Consider the following 17,252-nt stretch of genomic DNA (forward strand, 5'->3'; position numbering starts at 1 on the left):
ATGCAGAACCGGCCCTGAGGCCGGTTCCGTTTCCGCTGTCGCGCCCGGTGTTCAGTTACCCGTCTTGATCTTGCTCCAGACGCGGGTGCGTACGCGCTCGATCTTCTGCGGCAGCGGCTGCAGCACGTAGAGGTTTGCCTGCGCGGCCGGCGGCGGGGTCAGGTCGGCATCGTCGCGGATCGCGGCGCTGACCAGCGCCATGGCGTCCTGGTTCGGGTTGGGGTAGCCGAGGAAATCGCTGATCGGCGCCACCACCTTGGGCTGCAGCAGGTTGTCGAGGAAGGCGTGGGCCTCGTCGACGTTCTTGGCATCGGCCGGGATGGCGAAGGAGTCGTACCACAGTGGCGCGCCTTCCTGCGGCAGCTTCCACTTCACCACTACGCCGTTGCCGGCTTCCTTGGCGCGGTTGGCGAACTGGTAGAAGCTGCCCGAGTAGCCGATGGCCACGCAGATGTCGCCGTTGGCGATGTCGGTCATGTACTTGGCCGAGTGGAAGTAGGCGACGTAGGGGCGGACTTTCAGCAGCAACTCGGTGGCCTTGTCGTAGTCGGCCGGGTTGGTGCTGTTCGGATCCAGGCCCAGGTAGTCGAGAGCAATCGGCAGGATCTCGGCGGGCGAATCCAGCATGGCCACGCCGCAGCTCTTCAGCTTCTCCATGTTCTCCGGCTTGAACACCAGGTCCCAGCTGTTCAGTGGCGCGTTGTCGCCGAGCGCGGCCTTGACCTTGTCCGGGTTGTAGCCGAGCAGCACGGTGCCGTACATGTAGGGCACGGCGTACTGGTTGCCGGGGTCGTTGGCGCTCATCAGCTTGAGCAGGTTGGGGTCCAGGTGTTGCCAGTTGGGCAGCTTGGCCTTGTCTAGTTTCTGGTAGACGCCGGCCTTGATCTGGGTGTCGAGGAAGGTGTTGGTCGGCACCACCAGGTCGTAGCCGGAGTTGCCGGCCAGCAGCTTGGCTTCGAGGGCTTCGTTGGACTCGTAGGTGTCCCAGGTCAGCTTGATGCCGGTGTTCTTGGCGAACTCCTTGGGCACTTCGGGCAGCATGTAGTCCGCCCAGTTGTACACGCGCAGTTCACGCTGTTCTGCTGCTTGCGCCTGCACCGCGCCGGTCAGCAGGGCGCTGCCGCAGAGGGTGATGCCGAACAGTTGCTGGAGTTTGTTCATCTTGTTCTCCTCATTGATGGCGCCTCAGGCGCCCTGGAAACCTTCGAGTACGTTGACCGCGTTGATGCCGATTTCCGCCACCGCGTAACCACCCTCCATGACGAACAGGGTCGGCTTGCCGAGCGCGGCGATGCGCTGGCCCATGCGCAGGTAATCCGGGCTGTCGAGCTTGAAGCGCGAGATCGGATCGTCCTTGTAGGTGTCGACGCCGAGGGACACCAGCACCACGTCCGGCGCGTAGTCGGCGATGCGCTGGCAGGCGCTGTCCAGGGCCGCGCCCCAGACATCCCAGGCGCTGCCGGCGGCCAATGGCAGGTTGAGGTTGTAGCCCGCGCCGGAACCCGCGCCGGTCTCATCGGCATAGCCGAGAAAGTGCGGGTACTCGAAGCTTGGGCTGCCGTGGATATTGGCGACGAATACGTCGGCGCGTTCATAGAAGATCGACTGGGTGCCGTTGCCGTGGTGGTAGTCGACATCGAGGATAGCCACCCGCGCAGCGCCCTGGTCGAGGAAGGCCTGGGCGGCGATGGCGACGTTGTTCAGGTAGCAGTAGCCGCCCATCACATCGCTGCTGGCGTGGTGGCCCGGCGGACGGCACAGGGCAAAGGCACTGCGCGCGCCGGCGGCGACTTCGCGCTGGGCGGTCAGGGCGACCTGAGCCGAGCTGTACACGGCCTGCCAGGTGCCGGCGGTGATCGGCGCGAAGCAGTCGAAACTGTGGAAGCCGTACTGGCCGTAGAGATCGTCCGGGCGCTTGGCGCGCATATGCCGGGCCGGGAACACACCGGGCAGGAAGTCGGCGCTGTTGCCCTGGGCGGCCCAGCCGGCCCAGGCCTGCTGCAGGAACTCCAGGTAATCGGCGCTGTGGATGCGTGCGATCGGGGCCAGGCCGAAGTCCTGCGGTGCGCGGATCTCGCCGAGCTGCTGCGCCTGCACGCGGGCCAGCACATGGTCGGCGCGCGCCGGCATTTCGAAGCAGGGTTTGTGTTCACCGCCGACCATCTCGCCCTGGGCGTGGTGCAGGCGGTGGTCGTCACTGTAGATGGTCAGCATCTGGTTGTTCTCCTCGGACGGGCTGGGCGCATTGTTGGCGCCGTGGCCGAGCCGGGAGAACGATAACCCCGGCCAACAAAGGGATAATTCCGGCCATTGTGTCAGCGAGAGTGGCCACCACGGGTTGCAAACGGCCAGCCCGGCACTGTGATGGCGCGTGGCCGGCGCGCGTCTATTCCGGCACCCGTACACGGAAGAGGTCGAGCATGCAGGCGTTGTTGAACGAGATTCTGGATCAGGTCCGGCCGCTGCTTGGCCAGGGCAAGGTCGCCGACTACATTCCGGCACTGGCCGAGGTGCCGGCCAACCAGCTGGGCATCGCCGTGTACGGCGTCGATGGCAGCCTGCACACCGCCGGTGACGCGACCACAGCGTTCTCCATCCAGAGCATCTCCAAGGTGTTCAGCCTGGTCCAGGCGATCCAGCATTCCGGCGAAGACATCTGGCAGCGCCTTGGCCACGAGCCGTCCGGCCAGCCGTTCAATTCGCTGGTGCAGCTGGAATTCGAGCGCGGCCGACCGCGCAACCCGTTCATCAATGCCGGCGCGCTGGTGATCTGCGATATCAATGAGTCGCGCTTCGCCGCCCCGGCGCTGTCCATGCGCGACTTCGCCCGCCGCCTGTCCGGCAACCTGCATGTGGTGGCGGACATGAAGGTCGCCGAGTCGGAATACCAGCACCGCGCGCGCAACGCCGCCGCGGCCTACCTGATGCAGGCCTTCGGCAATTTCCACAACGATGTCGAGACGGTGCTGCGCAGCTATTTCCACCACTGCGCGCTGGCGATGAACTGCGTCGACCTGGCGCGCGCCTGCGGCTTCCTGGCCAACCAGGGGCTGTGCACGCACAGCGGCGAACAACTGCTGACGCCGCGGCAGACCCAGCAGGTCAATGCGATCATGGCCACCAGCGGTTTGTACGACGAGGCCGGCAACTTCGCCTACCGCGTCGGCCTGCCGGGAAAAAGCGGGGTCGGCGGCGGCATTGTCGCGGTGGTGCCGGGGCGTTTCAGCGTGTGCGTGTGGTCGCCGGAACTGAACCCGGCCGGCAACTCGCTGGCCGGCATGGCGGCGCTGGAGCTGCTCAGCGAGCGGATCGGCGGCTCGGTGTTTTCACCGCTGAATCGCTGAGGGCCAGGCAACGACCCCTCTCCCTAGCCCTCTCCCGTAAACGGGAGAGGGGACGGTTTGGGGTAGGCCTGACGCCTTGTGCTTACTCGGCCAGCTCGCCGCACAGGTCGAGGGCGAACAGGCGCTCCACCTCGGCCTGGGGTAGGCCGGCGCCGAGCAGGCTGAACAGCTTGCCCAGCGCCGCCTCGCGGCTCATGCCGCCGCCGCTGACCAGGCCGGTCTGCGCCAGGGCGCTGCCGGCGGCATACACGCCGAACTCGACATGGCCCTGGGCGCACTGGCTGATCGCCGCCAGTACCACGCCGCGTTCATGCGCTTCGCGCAGGGCGGCGAGAATTTCGGGGTTGTCCGACGGTCCGGTGCCACTGCCATAGCATTCCAGCAGCAGCGCCTCGGCACCGCTGGCCAGCACCGCACGCAGTTGCGCCGCGCTCAGGCCGGGGAACAGCGGCTGCACGGCCAGCGCCACCGGGCGGCGCGACTGGCGGTAGTGCAGGGCGCTTGGTAGTGCGTCGATAGACTGGCCGTGGCGTGGCCGGCGGGTGTCCTGGAAGGCGTCGAAGGCCTCGCTCTTCAGCTTGCTGGCGCGCGCGCCGTGCAGCAGCTGGCCATTGAAATACAGGTGCACGCCAGGCGCCACGCCCTCGGCGAGCAGGGCCAGGGCGCCGAACAGGTTGGGCCAGGCATCGCTGCTGGGCACACCGGCCGGTTGCATCGAGCCGGTCAGTACAACGGGCACGCCGAGGCCGAGCAGCAGAAAGCTCAGGGCCGCCGCGCTGTAGGCCAGGGTGTCGGTGCCATGCAGCAGTATCACGGCATCGCAGCCCTGATTGTCGACGGCGGCGACTATGGCGTCGCGCATGGCCAGCCAGTTGGCCTGGGTCATGTTGGCGCTGTCCAGCGGCGGCAGCAGCTCGGCGAACTGCCAGGCCGGTGCCGGGCGCTCGGGGTGGGCGGCCTGTTCGGCGCGCAGGCGGGCTTCGAAGCCCGAGGCCGGGGCCAGCCCGGCGGCGCTCATCTGCATGCCGATGGTGCCGCCGGTATACAACACCAGCAGCTTTTGGGTCGGATTCATGGGGTCAACCAAACAAGTGACGATACTGGATAAAGCCGGAGCGGCTGGCGATCCGGTCGTAGAGCAGGCGCGCCTGGGCGTTGTCTTCCTGGGTCAGCCAGTGCACGCGGCTGGCGCCAGCGGCCTGGGCGGCGGCATACACATGCTCGATCAGCGCGCGGCCATGGCCACCGCTACGCACGGCTTTGTCGACGAACAGATCCTGCAGGTAGCAGTAGTCACCGACCGTCCAGCAGGAGCGGTGGAAGATCCAGTGCACCAGGCCGATGGCCACGCCGTCCTGCCAGGCCAGCGCGGCGTGCATCGGCTCGCTGGGGTCGAGGAAGCGTTGCCAGGTCACGGCGCTGACCTCGGCTGCAATCTCGGCCTGGTAGAAGCGCTGGTAGCCCTGCCACAGCGGCAGCCAGGCGGCGTGATCGGCGGCGGTGACGGGGCGGATTTGCAGAGACATGCACAGGCTCCTTGCGCGGGGTTTCGCCCGAGTGTAACGGCGAAACGGCGGCGATTGGACAAACAAAAGGCGATGTCTGCGTTAGTGGTTGGGCAGGCTTTTGTAGGAGCGGGCTTGCCCGCGATTGGGGCGACACAAGAGCATCGCGACCAAGGTCGCTCCTACACTTCAGGCCTTCAACCCATAACGGGTACAGAACCAAAGAAAAGGGGGCCTAAGCCCCCTCATCCTTGAGTGCGCTGACTCAGCGCTGGTGCGCGGTGTGAGCCAGCTCGGCGCGGGCGTCGGCGCTTTCGCTCTTGGCCTTGCTCGGCCAGGCAGCCGGGTCGAGATCGAGGTCGGCATAGGCCTTCGGATCGAGTACCGGCGATTGCACGCCCGCCTTGCGCTGGCTGTCGTAGTCGCGCATCAGGCGCAGGCCGGTCTTGAACAGCAGGAACAGCGCGGCCAGGTTGACCAGTGCCAGCAGACCCATGGTCACGTCGGCGAAGCCGAACACGGTGGACAGGTCCTGCATCGAGCCCCACATCACCAGGGCGATGACCAGCACGCGATAGACCTGCAGCAGGGCACGCTTGCTGCTGAAGAAGCTCAGCGCGTTCTCACCCAGGTAGTAGTTGTACACCAGGGTGGTGAAGACGAAGAGCAGCAGGGCGGTGCTGACAAAGATGCGGCCCCACTCGCCGACTTCGGCAGCCAGCGCGTTCTGGGTCAGGATCACGCCGGCCATCTCGCTGCCCGGCTGGTACACGCCGGAGAGCAGGATGATCAGCGCGGTGCTGGTGCACACCAGGATGGTGTCGATGAACACGCTGAGCGACTGCACGATGCCTTGGGCAGCCGGGTGCTTGACCTCGGCCACGGCGGCGACGTTCGGCGCACTGCCCAGGCCGGCTTCGTTGGAGAACAGGCCGCGCTTGACGCCCATCAGGATGGCCGCGCCGATACCACCGGCGAAGGCCGGCTCCAGGCCGAAGGCGCTCTTGACGATCAGGGTGAATACCGCCGGCACTTCGCTGATGTTCATGCCGATCACCACCAGCGCCATGCCGATGTAGGAGAAGGCCATGATCGGTACCAGCACGTCAGCCATGCTGGCGATGCGCTTGATGCCGCCGAAGATGATCAGGGCGATTACGCCGACCAGGGCCAGGCCGCTGGCCCAGGTGGGCACGCCGAAGGTGTCGTGCAGCGAGGTGGCCACGGTGTAGGACTGCACGGCGTTGAAGCCGAAGCCGAAGGTCACCAGCAGCAGGATCGAGAAGATCACCGCCAGCCAGCGCTGACCCAGGCCATGCAGGATGTAGAAGGCCGGGCCGCCACGGTAGGTGCCATCGGCTTCGCGGCGCTTGTACAGCTGGGCCAGGGAGCATTCGAAATAGCTGGTGGCCATGCCGAGCAGGGCCACCAGCCACATCCAGAACACCGCACCGGGGCCGCCGAGCATGATCGCCACCGCCACACCGGCGATGTTGCCGGCACCGACGCGGCCGGCCACGGAGAGCATCAGCGCCTGGAACGAGCTGAGCTGGCCCGGCTGACGCTGGAAGGCTTCGGCGAAGATGCTGAACATGTCGCCGAAGTAACGGAATTGGACGAAACGCGAGCGAATCGAGAAGTACAGACCGAGGCCGACCAGGGCGACGATGAGGACCTTGCTCCAGAGCAGGTCGTTAAGAAGATCGAGCATGATGAGGTTGTCTCTCTTGTTGTTCTGGATGGGCGAGGCCGCGCCACCGTGCGGCCCCGGAATGGTTGGCCAAGGACGGCGCCGAGGCAATTTCGCGGGTCGCGGCGAATTGACGCGAGTTGATGCTAGAATCGCGTCACTCGCATCACTAGCAATCTCATTATCAGAAGGGGCGCCATGGCGGAGCATTTCGGCGATAACCTCAAGCTGCTGTGCAGCCATTACCGTTCGATCGCCGAGGTTTGCCGCAAGCTGGCGATCAATCGCGCCCAGTTCAACAAATACCTCAATGGCCAGAGCCGCCCGACGCCCTACAACCTCAAGCGCATCTGCGATTTTTTCGGCGTCGAGGAATACGAGCTGGGCCAGCCGCCGGAGCAGTTCGCCCGCCTGATCGGTGCCCGCGGCACCACGCCGGGCAAGGTCAGTGAAGGCGACCCGCTATTGGAGTTGCTGCAGCCGCTGCGCGACAACGCCGGCAACCTCAGCCGCTACTGCGGCTACTACTTCGAATACTCCAACTGCATGTCGGTGCCGGGCTACATCCTGCTGTCGCTGGTGCACCTGCGCGAGGAGCGCGGCACCTACCTGTTCGAGCGTCAGGAACGCCAGGAGCGCACGCGGGCTGGCGAGGCCGAGGACTGGGTGCGCTGCCGCTACCTGGGCGCAGCCTTCGCCCTGCAGGACCGGCTGTTCCTGCTGGACTATGAGTCGCTGACCGTCAACGAGATGAGCCAGACCATCCTCATCCCCAGCTTCAAGAGCCGCATCACCCGCCTCAACGGCCTGAAGACCGGCGTCTCCAGCGCCGACGGCCGTAATCCGGCCTGCACCCGGGTGGTCTGGGAGTTTATGGGCGCGGAGATCAACCGGGTCAACGCCTACCGGCAGATCGGCCTGTACCGCCCGGACGACCCGCGCATCGATGCCGACATCCGCCTGCGCCTGACGGTGGAACCGCTGAAGAACGGTCTGTTCGAGATCGAATAGGCTCGGCGAATCTATTGCAACGGTCGAGGTCGAACGGCGAGCCAAGCCGGCCATAGCCATCATGGAGTGATATCTCGTGCGCCACCTTCTCGCAGCCAGGATGCCGCGGGCGATCCTGCGAATCAGCGCTACTTTGTTGATCGGCCTGGCCCTGGCTGGGTGCGGCAGCCTGTCGGGCAAGGGCTACCTGTTCACCGAGAACAGCCAGCCACTACGGCTGACGGATGACGTGGTGCTCAAGCAGGGGCACATGCGTCTGCAGTTTGCCCCGGACCCCTGGTTGATCGGTCGGCTCAAGCTGCATGACGCCACATCCGGCTTCAGCGCCTGGGTAACGGCCGGGGACTATGCCGGCAACTCCTTCTTCATCGACAGCGTGGACAGTGGCCTGGCCTACGACATCCAGGCCCGCTGGCGCGAAGTGCAGGCGGAGACCAGTGAGCGCAACGGCTCCGAGAGCTGTACCGCGGCCGGCTTCTGCAGCAAGAGCGTGCAACGTCTGGATTGTGGCCGCAGGAGCTATCGGCAAGGTACGCAGCGTTACGAGGAGCACGAGGACGACGACAATTGCGAGGAGGAGTCCGTTGTCGTGCGCGATCACTTCCCCGACTGCCCCGGCTTTCGCCAGTCGCGCAAGCGCTACCAGGTGTACAGGCTGATGGTCACCCTCGACTTCCTCGAGCCCTATGCGCAGAAGGAGCCGGTCGCAGTATTCGATGGTGAATCGCAGTATCGCGAGCGCCTGCTGCAAACCCTTGCAGAGGGTGAATGCCTGGTGCAATGAGTGGGCTACGGCTTGAGGGCCTGGCACTTTTCCGCGGACAAAAAAAGGGATGGCCGGAGCCATCCCTGAAGGTAAAGAGGCGGGGGCGCCTCTCGGTCGATGTTCAGTGCACGCTAGCGTGCGCCGCCGGCTCAGGCTTTCAGCGGCACCAGGCGTGGGGCGATCATGTTTTCCGGGCGGAGGATGTCGGCCAGGGTGGCGTCGTCCAGCAGCTTCTCTTCGCGCACCAGTTCCAGCACGCCGCGCCCGGTATCCAGGGCGACCTTGGCGATGCGCGTGGCGTTCTCGTAGCCGATGTAGGGGTTGAGCGCGGTGACCAGACCGATGGATTGCTCCACCAGGCGGCGGCAATGCTCTTCGTTGGCGCTGATGCCGTCGATGCAGTGCTCGCGCAGCATGTCCATGGCGCGGGTCAGCAGGCGGATCGAGTCGAGGATCTTGTAGGCGATCAGCGGCTCCATCACGTTCAGCTGCAGCTGGCCGCCTTCGGCCGCCATGGTCAGGGCCAGGTCGTTGCCGATCACTTCGAAGGCTACCTGGTTGACCGCTTCCGGAATCACCGGATTGACCTTGCCCGGCATGATCGAGCTGCCCGGCTGGCGCGCCGGCAGGTTGATCTCGTTGATCCCGGTGCGCGGGCCGCTGGAGAGCAGGCGCAGGTCGTTGCAGATCTTCGACAGCTTGACCGCAGTGCGCTTGAGCATGCCGGAGAACAGCACGAAGGCGCCCATGTCCGAGGTGGCTTCGATCAGGTCGGCTGCCGGCACCACCGGATGACCGCTGATGATCGCCAGACGCTCGACCGCCAGCTTCTGGTAGCCCGGGTCGGCGTTGATGCCGGTGCCGATCGCGGTGCCGCCCAGGTTGACCTCGGTGAGCAGCAGGGGCGCCAGGCGCTTGAGGTGTTGCAGGTCTTCGCCGAGGGTCACGGCGAAGGCGCGGAACTCCTGGCCGAGGGTCATCGGCACGGCGTCCTGCAGCTGGGTGCGGCCCATCTTCAGCACGTGGCCGAACTCCAGGCCCTTGGCGGCGAACGACTGGATCAGCTTGTCGAGGGCGTTGAGCAGGTAGTCATGGCCGAGCAGCAGGCCGACGCGGATGGCGGTGGGGTAGGCGTCGTTGGTCGACTGCGCCATGTTCACGTCGTTGTTCGGGTGCAGGTGCTGGTACTCGCCCTTCTCATGGCCCATGGCTTCCAGGGCGATGTTGGCGATCACCTCGTTGGCGTTCATGTTGGTCGAGGTGCCGGCGCCGCCCTGGATCATGTCGACCACGAACTGCTCGTGGAACTCGCCCTGGATGATGCGCGCACAGGCAGTGCTGATCGCGGTGTGCTTGGCGGCGGACAGGTGGCCCAGCTCGCGGTTGGCGTCGGCGGCGGCCTGCTTGACCATGGCTAGGGCCACTACCAGTTTCGGGTAATGCGACAGCGGTACACCGGAGAGACGAAAATTCTGCACGGCACGCAGAGTCTGGATGCCGTAATAGGCCTCGGCGGGGACTTCCAGTTTGCCGAGCAGGTCTTTTTCGACGCGGGTGGATGCAGCAGCGGACATGATGAGATTTATCTCTGGTAGATACGGCGAGTGCCGCGATGCCCAATAGACTAGGCCTGAGTCCGTTTGTCGGCTAATGCTGTTAAACGCTATGGTATGCACAATCGGCATAATGTCGCGGTGACCTGGGGTGAATGTCGCGCGTGCATAATTTCAAACGACTGCCTGGGGTGAAAATGCCTAGCCCGGATGTAATCCGGGAAGTCCCTGCGCCTGCTGCCGCGGATTGCATCCGGGCTACGGGGCTGCGATGAGCCTGGAAGCCAAGTGCCTGGAAGACGTCGTCACCCTGGCCGCCACCTGCAGCTTTTCCCTGGCGGATAGTGCCGAGCCCGAAGATTGGCGTGCCGGGTTTCGCTGCCGTGTCCGGGATGCGAATCGGCGAGGTCCGGCAGGCGTTACGCAGATCCGTGCCAGAGGGCACGGACCGTCTGACTTACGAGCAGGCCATCAGCACAGCTGCGGATTTTTTGTGCAGCTGCCGTAGCCTTCGCGGCGCATCTGCTCCAGGGCCTGTTGCAGGCGCTCCACCACCTCGTCCGGGGTGTCCTTGTTGAGCGCCAGGTAGAGCTGCGAGGTTTCGAAGCTCAGCACGGTGTCCAGGCCCTCGACCCCTTGTTCCTTGGCGTAGACGCGCCAGACCGGGTCGGAGGTGGCCCACAGGTCGATCCGCCCGCGTTGCAGCTTGTGGATATTTTCCTGGTCGCGCAGGGCGTTCTGCGGCTTGAAGCCCAGGCGCTCCAGGTGCTGGCTGACCGCCGCACTCTGGTAGGCGCCGATGCGGTAGGCCTTGGCCTGCTCCATGTCGGTTGGGCGCGGGCCGCCGTCCTTGAGGCCGACCAGCACGCTCTGGTACTGGGCGATGGGGCCTACCCACTTGAACAGCGGCTTGCGCGCCTCGCTCAGGGAGGTGGAGAACAGGCCGTGGTTGGGGGTGGTCATGGCCTGCTTGTAGATGCGGTCCCAGGGGAAGCGCAGGGTCAGGCTGTAGTCGATGGCGGCGCGCTTGAACATCTCGCGCACGATGTCGGCGCTGATGCCCTGGATATTGGCGTCGCGGGCGAAGTTCTTGCCGTTGCTGGCCATGTTGAAGGGCGGGAAGTTCTCGGTGAGCAGCACCACCTTGTAGTCGGGCGGCAGCTGGGCCTGGCTCAGGGGGCTGAACAGCAGGCAGAACAACAGAGCGGCGCAAAGATAATGACGCATGATCTGGCACTCCTGTGAAACAGAGAGTCCCGCGCCTGCCACCTGGCGGCGCGGGGCCTATGACACAACGCAAGCGCCCGGAGCGGAGTCCGGGCGGCAGGGTTCTAGCGTTGTTGCAGCGTGTTGGCCGGCGTCTGGCTGGTCGCGCTGGACCGGGCAGTCAGCGGCCTCTGCGGCCAGGCGGCCGGATCCAGGTCGAGGTCGGCATAGGCCTGCGGATCCAGTACCGGCGACTGCACGCCAGCTTTGCGCTGGTTGTCGTAGTCGCGCATCAGGCGCAAGCCGGTCTTGAACAGCAGGGTCACGGCGGCCAGGTTGACCAGCGCCAGCAGGCCCATGGTCACGTCGGCGAAGCCGAACACGGTGGACAGGTCCTGCATCGAGCCCCACATCACCAGGGCGATGACCAGCACGCGATAGACCTGCAGCAGGGCACGCTTGCTGCTGAAGAAGCTCAGGGCGTTCTCACCCAGGTAGTAGTTGTACACCAGGGTGGTGAAGACGAAGAGCAGCAGGGCGGTGCTGACAAAGATGCGGCCCCACTCGCCGACTTCGGCGGCCAGCGCGGTCTGGGTCAGCACGACACCGGCCATCTCGCTGCCCGGCTGGTACACACCGGAGAGCAGGATGATCAGCGCGGTGCTGGTGCACACCAGGATGGTGTCGATGAACACGCTGAGCGACTGCACGATGCCTTGGGCAGCCGGGTGCTTGACCTCGGCCACGGCGGCGACGTTCGGCGCACTGCCCAGGCCGGCTTCGTTGGAGAACAGGCCGCGCTTGACGCCCATCAGGATGGCCGCGCCGATACCACCGGCGAAGGCCGGCTCCAGGCCGAAGGCGCTCTTGACGATCAGGGTGAATACCGCCGGCACTTCGCTGATGTTCATGCCGATCACCACCAGCGCCATGCCGATGTAGGAGAAGGCCATGATCGGTACCAGCACGTCAGCCATGCTGGCGATGCGCTTGATGCCGCCGAAGATGATCAGGGCGATTACGCCGACCAGGGCCAGGCCGCTGGCCCAGGTGGGCACGCCGAAGGTGTCGTGCAGCGAGGTGGCCACGGTGTAGGACTGCACGGCGTTGAAGCCGAAGCCGAAGGTCACCAGCAGCAGGATCGAGAAGATCACCGCCAGCCAGCGCTGACCCAGGCCATGCAGGATGTAGAAGGCCGGGCCGCCACGGTAGGTGCCATCGGCCTCGCGGCGCTTGTACAGCTGCGCCAGGGAGCATTCGAAATAGCTGGTGGCCATGCCGACCAGCGCCACCAGCCACATCCAGAACACGGCGCCGGGGCCTCCGAGCATGATCGCCACCGCCACACCGGCGATGTTACCGGCGCCGACGCGGCCGGCCACGGAGAGCATCAGCGCCTGGAACGAGCTGAGCTGGCCCGGCTGACGCTGGAAGGCTTCGGCGAAGATGCTGAACATGTCGCCGAAGTAACGGAATTGGACGAAGCGCGAGCGAATCGAGAAGTACAGACCGAGGCCGACCAGGGCGACGATCAGGACCTTGCTCCAAAGCAGGTCATTGAGTAAATCCAACATGGGTCTCTCCCTCACTTGTGGTGATATCGGGGGATAAAAAGTGATGACGCCGCGGCGACGCCCGGATAGGACGGCGCCGGCGGTCGACAACGGGTGGGCCAGATGACCTGGGCGCCCGTTCAGTGGTTCAAGCTCGGCTTGCTTGTGCGCCGACACGGAACTGCCGCGCCGCGTCATGGCCAGCCATGGCGGATGCAACAGGGTTAACAAACCGGGCTTGAGTCAACTGAACGGGCTGTTCAGGCAGCTAGCAGTCGCTCGGGGATTAACCCGACTGACTGCTGGCGCGACAGGGATGGCCTGACGTTTGGCGGGGGAAGAGACGACTGCGATCGATCAATTTCATGGGGTCACCCTGTGTAGTTATTGTAGGTATGCCCTGGATGCCGATAAGCATCTCGTTGGCTGCCGGTTTCCTGCCGGCTTATGCCGATGCGCCGGGTTGGCGCATAAGCCCCGCACGTCCTGGTGCGGGTAGTGCTCTGGTTGACGAAGCCATCGCCTGCGATGCCCTGCATGCGTCGTGACTCAGGCGCTGAACGGCGCCAGGTGCGACGCGCTCAAGCCATGCTCAAGCACCCCGTTTCGCCCCGTGCGACAGCCGTACGCCGCCGCGGCGAACGTCTGTACTGCACGCAGGGGACGGCTGGCGCTATAGATCCGGGCGCCGATCTCCAGGATGCCAGGCAGGTCTTTTCCAGCTCGGGAAGATGCGGCAGCGGACATAATGGGGATCTGCTCTGGAAGAGGCGGCGGGTTCAGCGATACCCTGTAAGGTAAGGACTGCAGCACATTCACGACCAATGCTGTTAAAAGCTGGGCTATGCACAATCGGCATAGTGTTGGTGTGACGCCCCAAAGTCTTTGGACGTGTAATCGGCCTTTATCCGCCCACGGAGCCTCGATGAATCTGGAAACCAAGTGGCTGGAAGACTTCGTCACCCTGGCCGCCACCCGCAGCTTTTCCCAGGCGGCGGAGAAGCGCTTCGTCACCCAACCGGCCTTCAGTCGGCGTATCCGCAGCCTGGAGGCGGCGCTGGGGCTGACCCTGGTCAACCGCTCGCGCACCCCGGTGGAGCTCACCGAGTCCGGCCAGCTGTTTTTGGTCACGGCGCGGAGCATGGTCGAGCAACTGGGTGAGGTGGTGCGCCACCTGCACAACGTCGAGGGCCAGCAGGGCGAAGTGCTGCAGATCGCCGCGGCGCACTCGCTGACCCTGGGCTTCTTCCCTGAGTGGATCGCCCGCCTGCGCCGCGAAGGCCTGCCGCTGACCACGCGGCTGGTGGCGAGCAACGTCGGCGAGGCGATCCACGCCCTGCGCGAAGGCGCCTGCGACCTGATCCTCGCCTACTACGACCCGGACGCGGCGCTGCAGCTGGCCCCGGAAATCTTCCCCTCGCTGCACCTGGGCGCCACCTCGATGCTGCCGGTGTGCGCGGTGGACGAGGCCGGCGTGCCGCTGTTCGACCTCGACAGCGGGCAGAGCGTGCCGCTGCTGGCCTACAGCGCCGGCGCCTTCCTCGGCCGTTCGGTCAACCTGCTGCTGCGCCAGCGCGCGCTGCGTTCGACCACGCTGTACGAAACGGCGATGGCCGACAGCCTGAAGAGCATGGCCATGCAGGGCCTCGGCGTGGCCTGGGTGCCGCGCCTGTCGGTGACCGCCGAACTGGCCCGCGGCGAGCTGGTGATCTGTGGCGCCGAGCACTGGCAGGTGCCGCTGGAGATCCGCCTGTACCGCTGCGAGCTGTCGCGCAAGGCAGCGGTGCGCCTGCTCTGGCGCAAGCTGGAGGGCGGCCTGGGCGCGGCTTAGGCAAACACGCTGACGGTCTGGCGACTGATCAGCGCTGCGTTGCCGTGCTTGTTCCACACTGTGGCGTCTATGTGGCTGTAGCCGTTGGCCGCGTGTTGGATATCGGCCAGGTACTGCCACCAGTCGCCGGCCGCGCAGTCGTCCGGGGTGTCGGCGAAGCTGACGGTCCAGCTCAGCGAGCTGCCAGACGTTGGGGCCTTGAGCAGGCTGAACACCGCCGGTGGCCAGGCGTCCAGCAGGCACAGTAGCTCGGCCACGCTGGTGGCCTGCTCGCCGGGGTCGCGCAAGCGGATCCAGCCGCCCATGCGGGTCTCCTGGCCTCCCATGAAGGGCATCTTGCCGACCGTGTAGCGATAGTCGAAGTGCTGGGTGAAGTCCGGCGTTAGGCCGGCGATGAAGGGGAAGGGCGACACCGCCTCGGGGGCCTTGAACGCCGGTGCGGACAGCGCGCCCACGCTCACCGTCGAACTGCGGTCGCCGCCGAAGCTTGCCAGCATCACGGCACACACTTGATCTTGCTGAACCGCCGTGGCCTGGACCTGGGTTGCCGCCTTGCCCTCGCGCAGCACCTCGATTTGTACGTCCAGAATGCCAGGGGCCACGGGCGCGACGAAGGACAGCATGAGTGAGCGCACCGGTCGCCCGGCGGCGACCTGTGGTTGAATCTTGTCGAACAGGCAGGCGGCCAGCAGCCCGCCGAAGGTGGCTCTACCCTGGCCCCAGTGTTGCGGAATCTGTATCTGGGTGGGCGATGCATCACAGGCTGCGCGCAGCATTTCGTCGAAGGTCATGCTCGATCCTCTGGTTGGGCTATGGGTAATTCAGGGCTCAGTTGTGGCTGGCCAGATAGGTGTCGAGGAAGGCGGTTACCCGCTGCGCATAGGCCTGCGGCTGAGCTGTGTAGGCCAGGGTGTGCGCGGCCCCCGGCACCCGCCAGAACTCGGTATGGGTGGTGCCGCTGAGGGCCAGGTGCAGCTGTAGGCCGTCCTCCACTGGGGTGTAGTCGTCGTCTTCGCCATAGATCATCAGCAGCGGCGGCTTGCCGACCAGGCGTTCGGCGGCATGTAGCGGGCGCAGGCGCCGTTCGCCAGCCGGGTAGAGCAGCATCGACAGGCGGATGCCGAGGCTGGGGATGGGGTAGCGACGCCAGAAGTGCAGCAGGGTGGGGAAGGCCGCTTCGAGCACCGCCGCCTTGAACGGGTGTCCTGGCTGGGCCAGGGCGCACAGGCTCATGGCCGCGCCCATGGAGGCGCCGAGCACCGCCAGCGGCAGCTGCGGGTAGTGCTGCTGCAGCGCCTGGCCGGCGGCCAGCACATCCAGGGGGTAGTCCATGGTTGTGGAGCTGCTCTCGCCGAAGCCGTTGAGGTCGAACAGCATCACGTGATAGCCGGCTGCGCGCAGCAGTTCGGCGTGGCCCTGCTTCAGCCAGAAGCCCTTGGCCACCGTGCCCATGGGGTGGGCCAGCAGGATCGCGCCCTTGGCCTCGGGTGCATGGCTCTCGGCCAGCAGGGCCGACAGGCGCGCCCCGGAGCTGCTGTCGATGGTCAGGCGTTGCCAGGGCTGCGGATCGATCTGCTCGGGCCAGCGCCAGGGGCGCATGAAACGGCCGAAGAAGGGTTTTTTGAATAGCCGATAGGCTGTATTTTTCATCGCCACGTTTCCTTTGCTCACTGGGGCTTCATCCCCATGCGGTGCATGCTAGGTGGCGCGGCGCGGGGCCAACATGGGTGAAAGTGACGGAAAGCGTGCGAGATTCGCGCGAGACGAGGGCGTGTGAGATGAGAGTGACTGTTCTGATGGCCGAGCGCTGTTCGGCTACCAGTGTTTCTGCGGCCCTGGAGTTCCTCGAGTGCGCCAATGTGCTGCAGCGGCTTGCCACCGGCGGCGAGCCCTTCGAAGTGCAGAGCGCGTCCATCGACGGCGGGTCCGTCAGTTGCACGGGAGGCCTGCGCCTGACCCCGCAGAAGGCCCTAGCCGAGATCGAGGAGACCGACCTGATCATAGTGCCGGGCTTCATGTTCAACATTCTCACGGTATTGCCAGAGCTGGAGCCGGTATACGCCTGGCTGCGTCACCATCACGGGCGCAACAGCTACATCGCCAGCATGTGCACCGGCACCTTCGTCACCGCCCAGGCCGGCCTGCTGGAGGGCAAGCGCGCCACCACCCACTGGATCTTCAGCGAGCAGTTCGCCCGGCGTTTCCCGCGGGTGCGGCTGCAGGCCGAGCGCAGTGTGACCGATGACGGCCTGCTGCTCTGCTCGGCTGGCTCGACCACCGGCAGCGACCTGCTGCTGCACATCATCCGCCGCTTCGCCTCGCCCCAACTGGCGGCCGAATGCTCGAAGAAGCTGCTGGTCGACAGTGCCGAGCGCCTGCAGACCCCCTACATGAGCGACCACTTCAACAAGAACCATCAGGATCGCGACATCCTCAAGGTGCAGGTCTGGCTGGAGAAACACCTGGCCCAGCCCATCGACCTGGAGCAGGTGGCCGAGCGCTTCGCTCTCAGCCAGCGCAACCTGATCCGCCGTTTCAAGGAGGCCACGGGCGTGACGCCAGGGCAGTATCTGCAGAACCTGCGCATCGACCGGGCCAAGCACCTGCTGGAGGGGGGCAGGAGAACTTCGACCGCATCACCCAGCAGGTGGGCTACGAGGACGGCAGCTCCTTTCGCCGCCTGTTCAAGCAGCGGGTGGGCATCTCGCCGGGGGCCTACAGAAGCCGCTTCAACAGCCAGCGCCAGGCCGGCGCGGACTTCTCGGCGCCGTAGAGGCCAGCCGCGTAAGGGGC

General features: G+C 65.6%; 16 protein-coding genes and 1 pseudogene. 7 read left to right on the forward strand and 10 right to left on the reverse strand.

The window, feature by feature from the left end; translation table 11 throughout:
• Positions 1-51: 51 nt before the first annotated feature.
• Both LRS11_RS05900 and LRS11_RS05905 read right to left on the reverse strand, forming a co-directional pair.
• On the reverse strand, positions 52-1,161 hold the full coding sequence (locus tag LRS11_RS05900) for a polyamine ABC transporter substrate-binding protein (RefSeq protein ID WP_260495959.1): 1,110 nt from the start codon (positions 1,159-1,161) through the stop codon (positions 52-54).
• A 24-nt stretch (positions 1,162-1,185) separates the two neighbouring features.
• The gene (locus LRS11_RS05905) at positions 1,186-2,214 is read right to left on the reverse strand and encodes a histone deacetylase family protein (protein ID WP_260495960.1); all 1,029 of its coding nucleotides are present in this window, start codon (positions 2,212-2,214) and stop codon (positions 1,186-1,188) included.
• A gap of 206 nt (positions 2,215-2,420) precedes the next feature.
• On the opposite strand from LRS11_RS05905, the gene glsB reads away from it, so the two are divergent.
• Positions 2,421-3,344: a glutaminase B gene (gene glsB, locus LRS11_RS05910; protein WP_260495961.1), complete on the forward strand. Its 924-nt coding sequence runs from the start codon at positions 2,421-2,423 to the stop codon at positions 3,342-3,344.
• 82 nt (positions 3,345-3,426) lie between these two features.
• Here glsB and LRS11_RS05915 read toward each other — a convergent pair whose 3' ends face one another.
• The 3 genes from LRS11_RS05915 to LRS11_RS05925 all read right to left on the reverse strand — a co-directional run bounded on the left by LRS11_RS05915 (position 3,427) and on the right by LRS11_RS05925 (position 6,560).
• Positions 3,427-4,419 carry an asparaginase gene (locus LRS11_RS05915; protein WP_260495962.1) on the reverse strand — a complete coding sequence of 331 codons (993 nt, stop codon included), beginning with the start codon at positions 4,417-4,419 and terminating at the stop codon, positions 3,427-3,429.
• A 4-nt stretch (positions 4,420-4,423) separates the two neighbouring features.
• A complete protein-coding gene (locus tag LRS11_RS05920) occupies positions 4,424-4,870 on the reverse strand; it encodes a GNAT family N-acetyltransferase (RefSeq protein WP_260495963.1) in 447 nt (148 codons plus the stop codon).
• Between the two features lie 244 nt (positions 4,871-5,114).
• Positions 5,115-6,560 (reverse strand): alanine/glycine:cation symporter family protein, encoded by a 1,446-nt coding sequence (locus tag LRS11_RS05925; RefSeq protein WP_260495964.1) that lies wholly within the window; start codon positions 6,558-6,560, stop codon positions 5,115-5,117.
• Between the two features lie 177 nt (positions 6,561-6,737).
• Here LRS11_RS05925 and LRS11_RS05930 point away from each other — a divergent pair, with 177 nt between their 5' ends.
• Together LRS11_RS05930 and LRS11_RS05935 are read left to right on the forward strand one after the other, a co-directional pair.
• Positions 6,738-7,550, forward strand: coding sequence for a helix-turn-helix transcriptional regulator (locus tag LRS11_RS05930; RefSeq protein ID WP_260495965.1), 813 nt, complete (start codon positions 6,738-6,740; stop codon positions 7,548-7,550).
• Between the two features lie 76 nt (positions 7,551-7,626).
• Positions 7,627-8,334 (forward strand): hypothetical protein, encoded by a 708-nt coding sequence (locus LRS11_RS05935; protein WP_260495966.1) that lies wholly within the window; start codon positions 7,627-7,629, stop codon positions 8,332-8,334.
• 131 nt (positions 8,335-8,465) lie between these two features.
• Here the strand turns inward: LRS11_RS05935 and aspA are convergent, their stop codons facing one another.
• From aspA to LRS11_RS05950, 3 genes are all read right to left on the reverse strand, one after another.
• Positions 8,466-9,890, reverse strand: coding sequence for an aspartate ammonia-lyase (aspA, locus tag LRS11_RS05940; RefSeq protein WP_260495967.1), 1,425 nt, complete (start codon positions 9,888-9,890; stop codon positions 8,466-8,468).
• Between the two features lie 450 nt (positions 9,891-10,340).
• Positions 10,341-11,096, reverse strand: coding sequence for a substrate-binding periplasmic protein (locus LRS11_RS05945; protein ID WP_260495968.1), 756 nt, complete (start codon positions 11,094-11,096; stop codon positions 10,341-10,343).
• Positions 11,097-11,200: 104 nt separating this feature from the next.
• On the reverse strand, positions 11,201-12,649 hold the full coding sequence (locus LRS11_RS05950) for an alanine/glycine:cation symporter family protein (RefSeq protein ID WP_260495969.1): 1,449 nt from the start codon (positions 12,647-12,649) through the stop codon (positions 11,201-11,203).
• Positions 12,650-13,032: 383 nt separating this feature from the next.
• Here LRS11_RS05950 and LRS11_RS05955 point away from each other — a divergent pair, with 383 nt between their 5' ends.
• Both LRS11_RS05955 and LRS11_RS05960 read left to right on the forward strand, forming a co-directional pair.
• Positions 13,033-13,176 carry a hypothetical protein gene (locus LRS11_RS05955; RefSeq protein ID WP_260495970.1) on the forward strand — a complete coding sequence of 48 codons (144 nt, stop codon included), beginning with the start codon at positions 13,033-13,035 and terminating at the stop codon, positions 13,174-13,176.
• A 377-nt stretch (positions 13,177-13,553) separates the two neighbouring features.
• Positions 13,554-14,459: a LysR substrate-binding domain-containing protein gene (locus tag LRS11_RS05960; protein ID WP_260495971.1), complete on the forward strand. Its 906-nt coding sequence runs from the start codon at positions 13,554-13,556 to the stop codon at positions 14,457-14,459.
• Here the strand turns inward: LRS11_RS05960 and LRS11_RS05965 are convergent.
• Positions 14,456-15,250: a thioesterase family protein gene (locus LRS11_RS05965; protein WP_260495972.1), complete on the reverse strand. Its 795-nt coding sequence runs from the start codon at positions 15,248-15,250 to the stop codon at positions 14,456-14,458. The two genes, LRS11_RS05960 and LRS11_RS05965, sit on opposite strands and share 4 nt — an antisense overlap.
• A 37-nt stretch (positions 15,251-15,287) precedes the next feature.
• The gene (locus LRS11_RS05970; RefSeq protein WP_260495973.1) at positions 15,288-16,109 is read right to left on the reverse strand and encodes a S9 family peptidase; all 822 of its coding nucleotides are present in this window, start codon (positions 16,107-16,109) and stop codon (positions 15,288-15,290) included.
• A gap of 146 nt (positions 16,110-16,255) precedes the next feature.
• On the opposite strand from LRS11_RS05970, the pseudogene LRS11_RS05975 reads away from it, so the two are divergent.
• Both LRS11_RS05975 and LRS11_RS05980 read left to right on the forward strand, forming a co-directional pair.
• Positions 16,256-17,020, forward strand: a pseudogene (locus tag LRS11_RS05975) (GlxA family transcriptional regulator); the annotation flags it as partial.
• An 86-nt stretch (positions 17,021-17,106) separates the two neighbouring features.
• The gene (locus LRS11_RS05980; protein ID WP_260496867.1) at positions 17,107-17,232 is read left to right on the forward strand and encodes a helix-turn-helix domain-containing protein; all 126 of its coding nucleotides are present in this window, start codon (positions 17,107-17,109) and stop codon (positions 17,230-17,232) included.
• The last annotated feature ends 20 nt before the right edge of the window (positions 17,233-17,252 follow it).

Origin of the sequence: Pseudomonas sp. J452, assembly GCF_024666525.1 — a bacterium.
Taxonomy (GTDB): domain Bacteria; phylum Pseudomonadota; class Gammaproteobacteria; order Pseudomonadales; family Pseudomonadaceae; genus Aquipseudomonas.

Bases quoted from the DNA above. Each gene is read 5' to 3' on its own strand.
- LRS11_RS05960 (WP_260495971.1), top strand. From the start codon at position 13,554: ATGAATCTGGAAACCAAGTGGCTGGAAGACTTCGTCACCCTGGCCGCC.
- LRS11_RS05905 (WP_260495960.1), bottom strand. From the start codon at position 2,214: ATGCTGACCATCTACAGTGACGACCACCGCCTGCACCACGCCCAGGGC.
- LRS11_RS05970 (WP_260495973.1), bottom strand. From the start codon at position 16,109: ATGAAAAATACAGCCTATCGGCTATTCAAAAAACCCTTCTTCGGCCGT.
- LRS11_RS05915 (WP_260495962.1), bottom strand. From the start codon at position 4,419: ATGAATCCGACCCAAAAGCTGCTGGTGTTGTATACCGGCGGCACCATC.
- LRS11_RS05925 (WP_260495964.1), bottom strand. From the start codon at position 6,560: ATGCTCGATCTTCTTAACGACCTGCTCTGGAGCAAGGTCCTCATCGTC.
- LRS11_RS05930 (WP_260495965.1), top strand. From the start codon at position 6,738: ATGGCGGAGCATTTCGGCGATAACCTCAAGCTGCTGTGCAGCCATTAC.
- glsB (WP_260495961.1), top strand. From the start codon at position 2,421: ATGCAGGCGTTGTTGAACGAGATTCTGGATCAGGTCCGGCCGCTGCTT.
- LRS11_RS05965 (WP_260495972.1), bottom strand. From the start codon at position 15,250: ATGACCTTCGACGAAATGCTGCGCGCAGCCTGTGATGCATCGCCCACC.
- LRS11_RS05945 (WP_260495968.1), bottom strand. From the start codon at position 11,096: ATGCGTCATTATCTTTGCGCCGCTCTGTTGTTCTGCCTGCTGTTCAGC.
- LRS11_RS05900 (WP_260495959.1), bottom strand. From the start codon at position 1,161: ATGAACAAACTCCAGCAACTGTTCGGCATCACCCTCTGCGGCAGCGCC.
- LRS11_RS05920 (WP_260495963.1), bottom strand. From the start codon at position 4,870: ATGTCTCTGCAAATCCGCCCCGTCACCGCCGCCGATCACGCCGCCTGG.
- LRS11_RS05950 (WP_260495969.1), bottom strand. From the start codon at position 12,649: ATGTTGGATTTACTCAATGACCTGCTTTGGAGCAAGGTCCTGATCGTC.
- LRS11_RS05955 (WP_260495970.1), top strand. From the start codon at position 13,033: ATGCCGATAAGCATCTCGTTGGCTGCCGGTTTCCTGCCGGCTTATGCC.
- aspA (WP_260495967.1), bottom strand. From the start codon at position 9,890: ATGTCCGCTGCTGCATCCACCCGCGTCGAAAAAGACCTGCTCGGCAAA.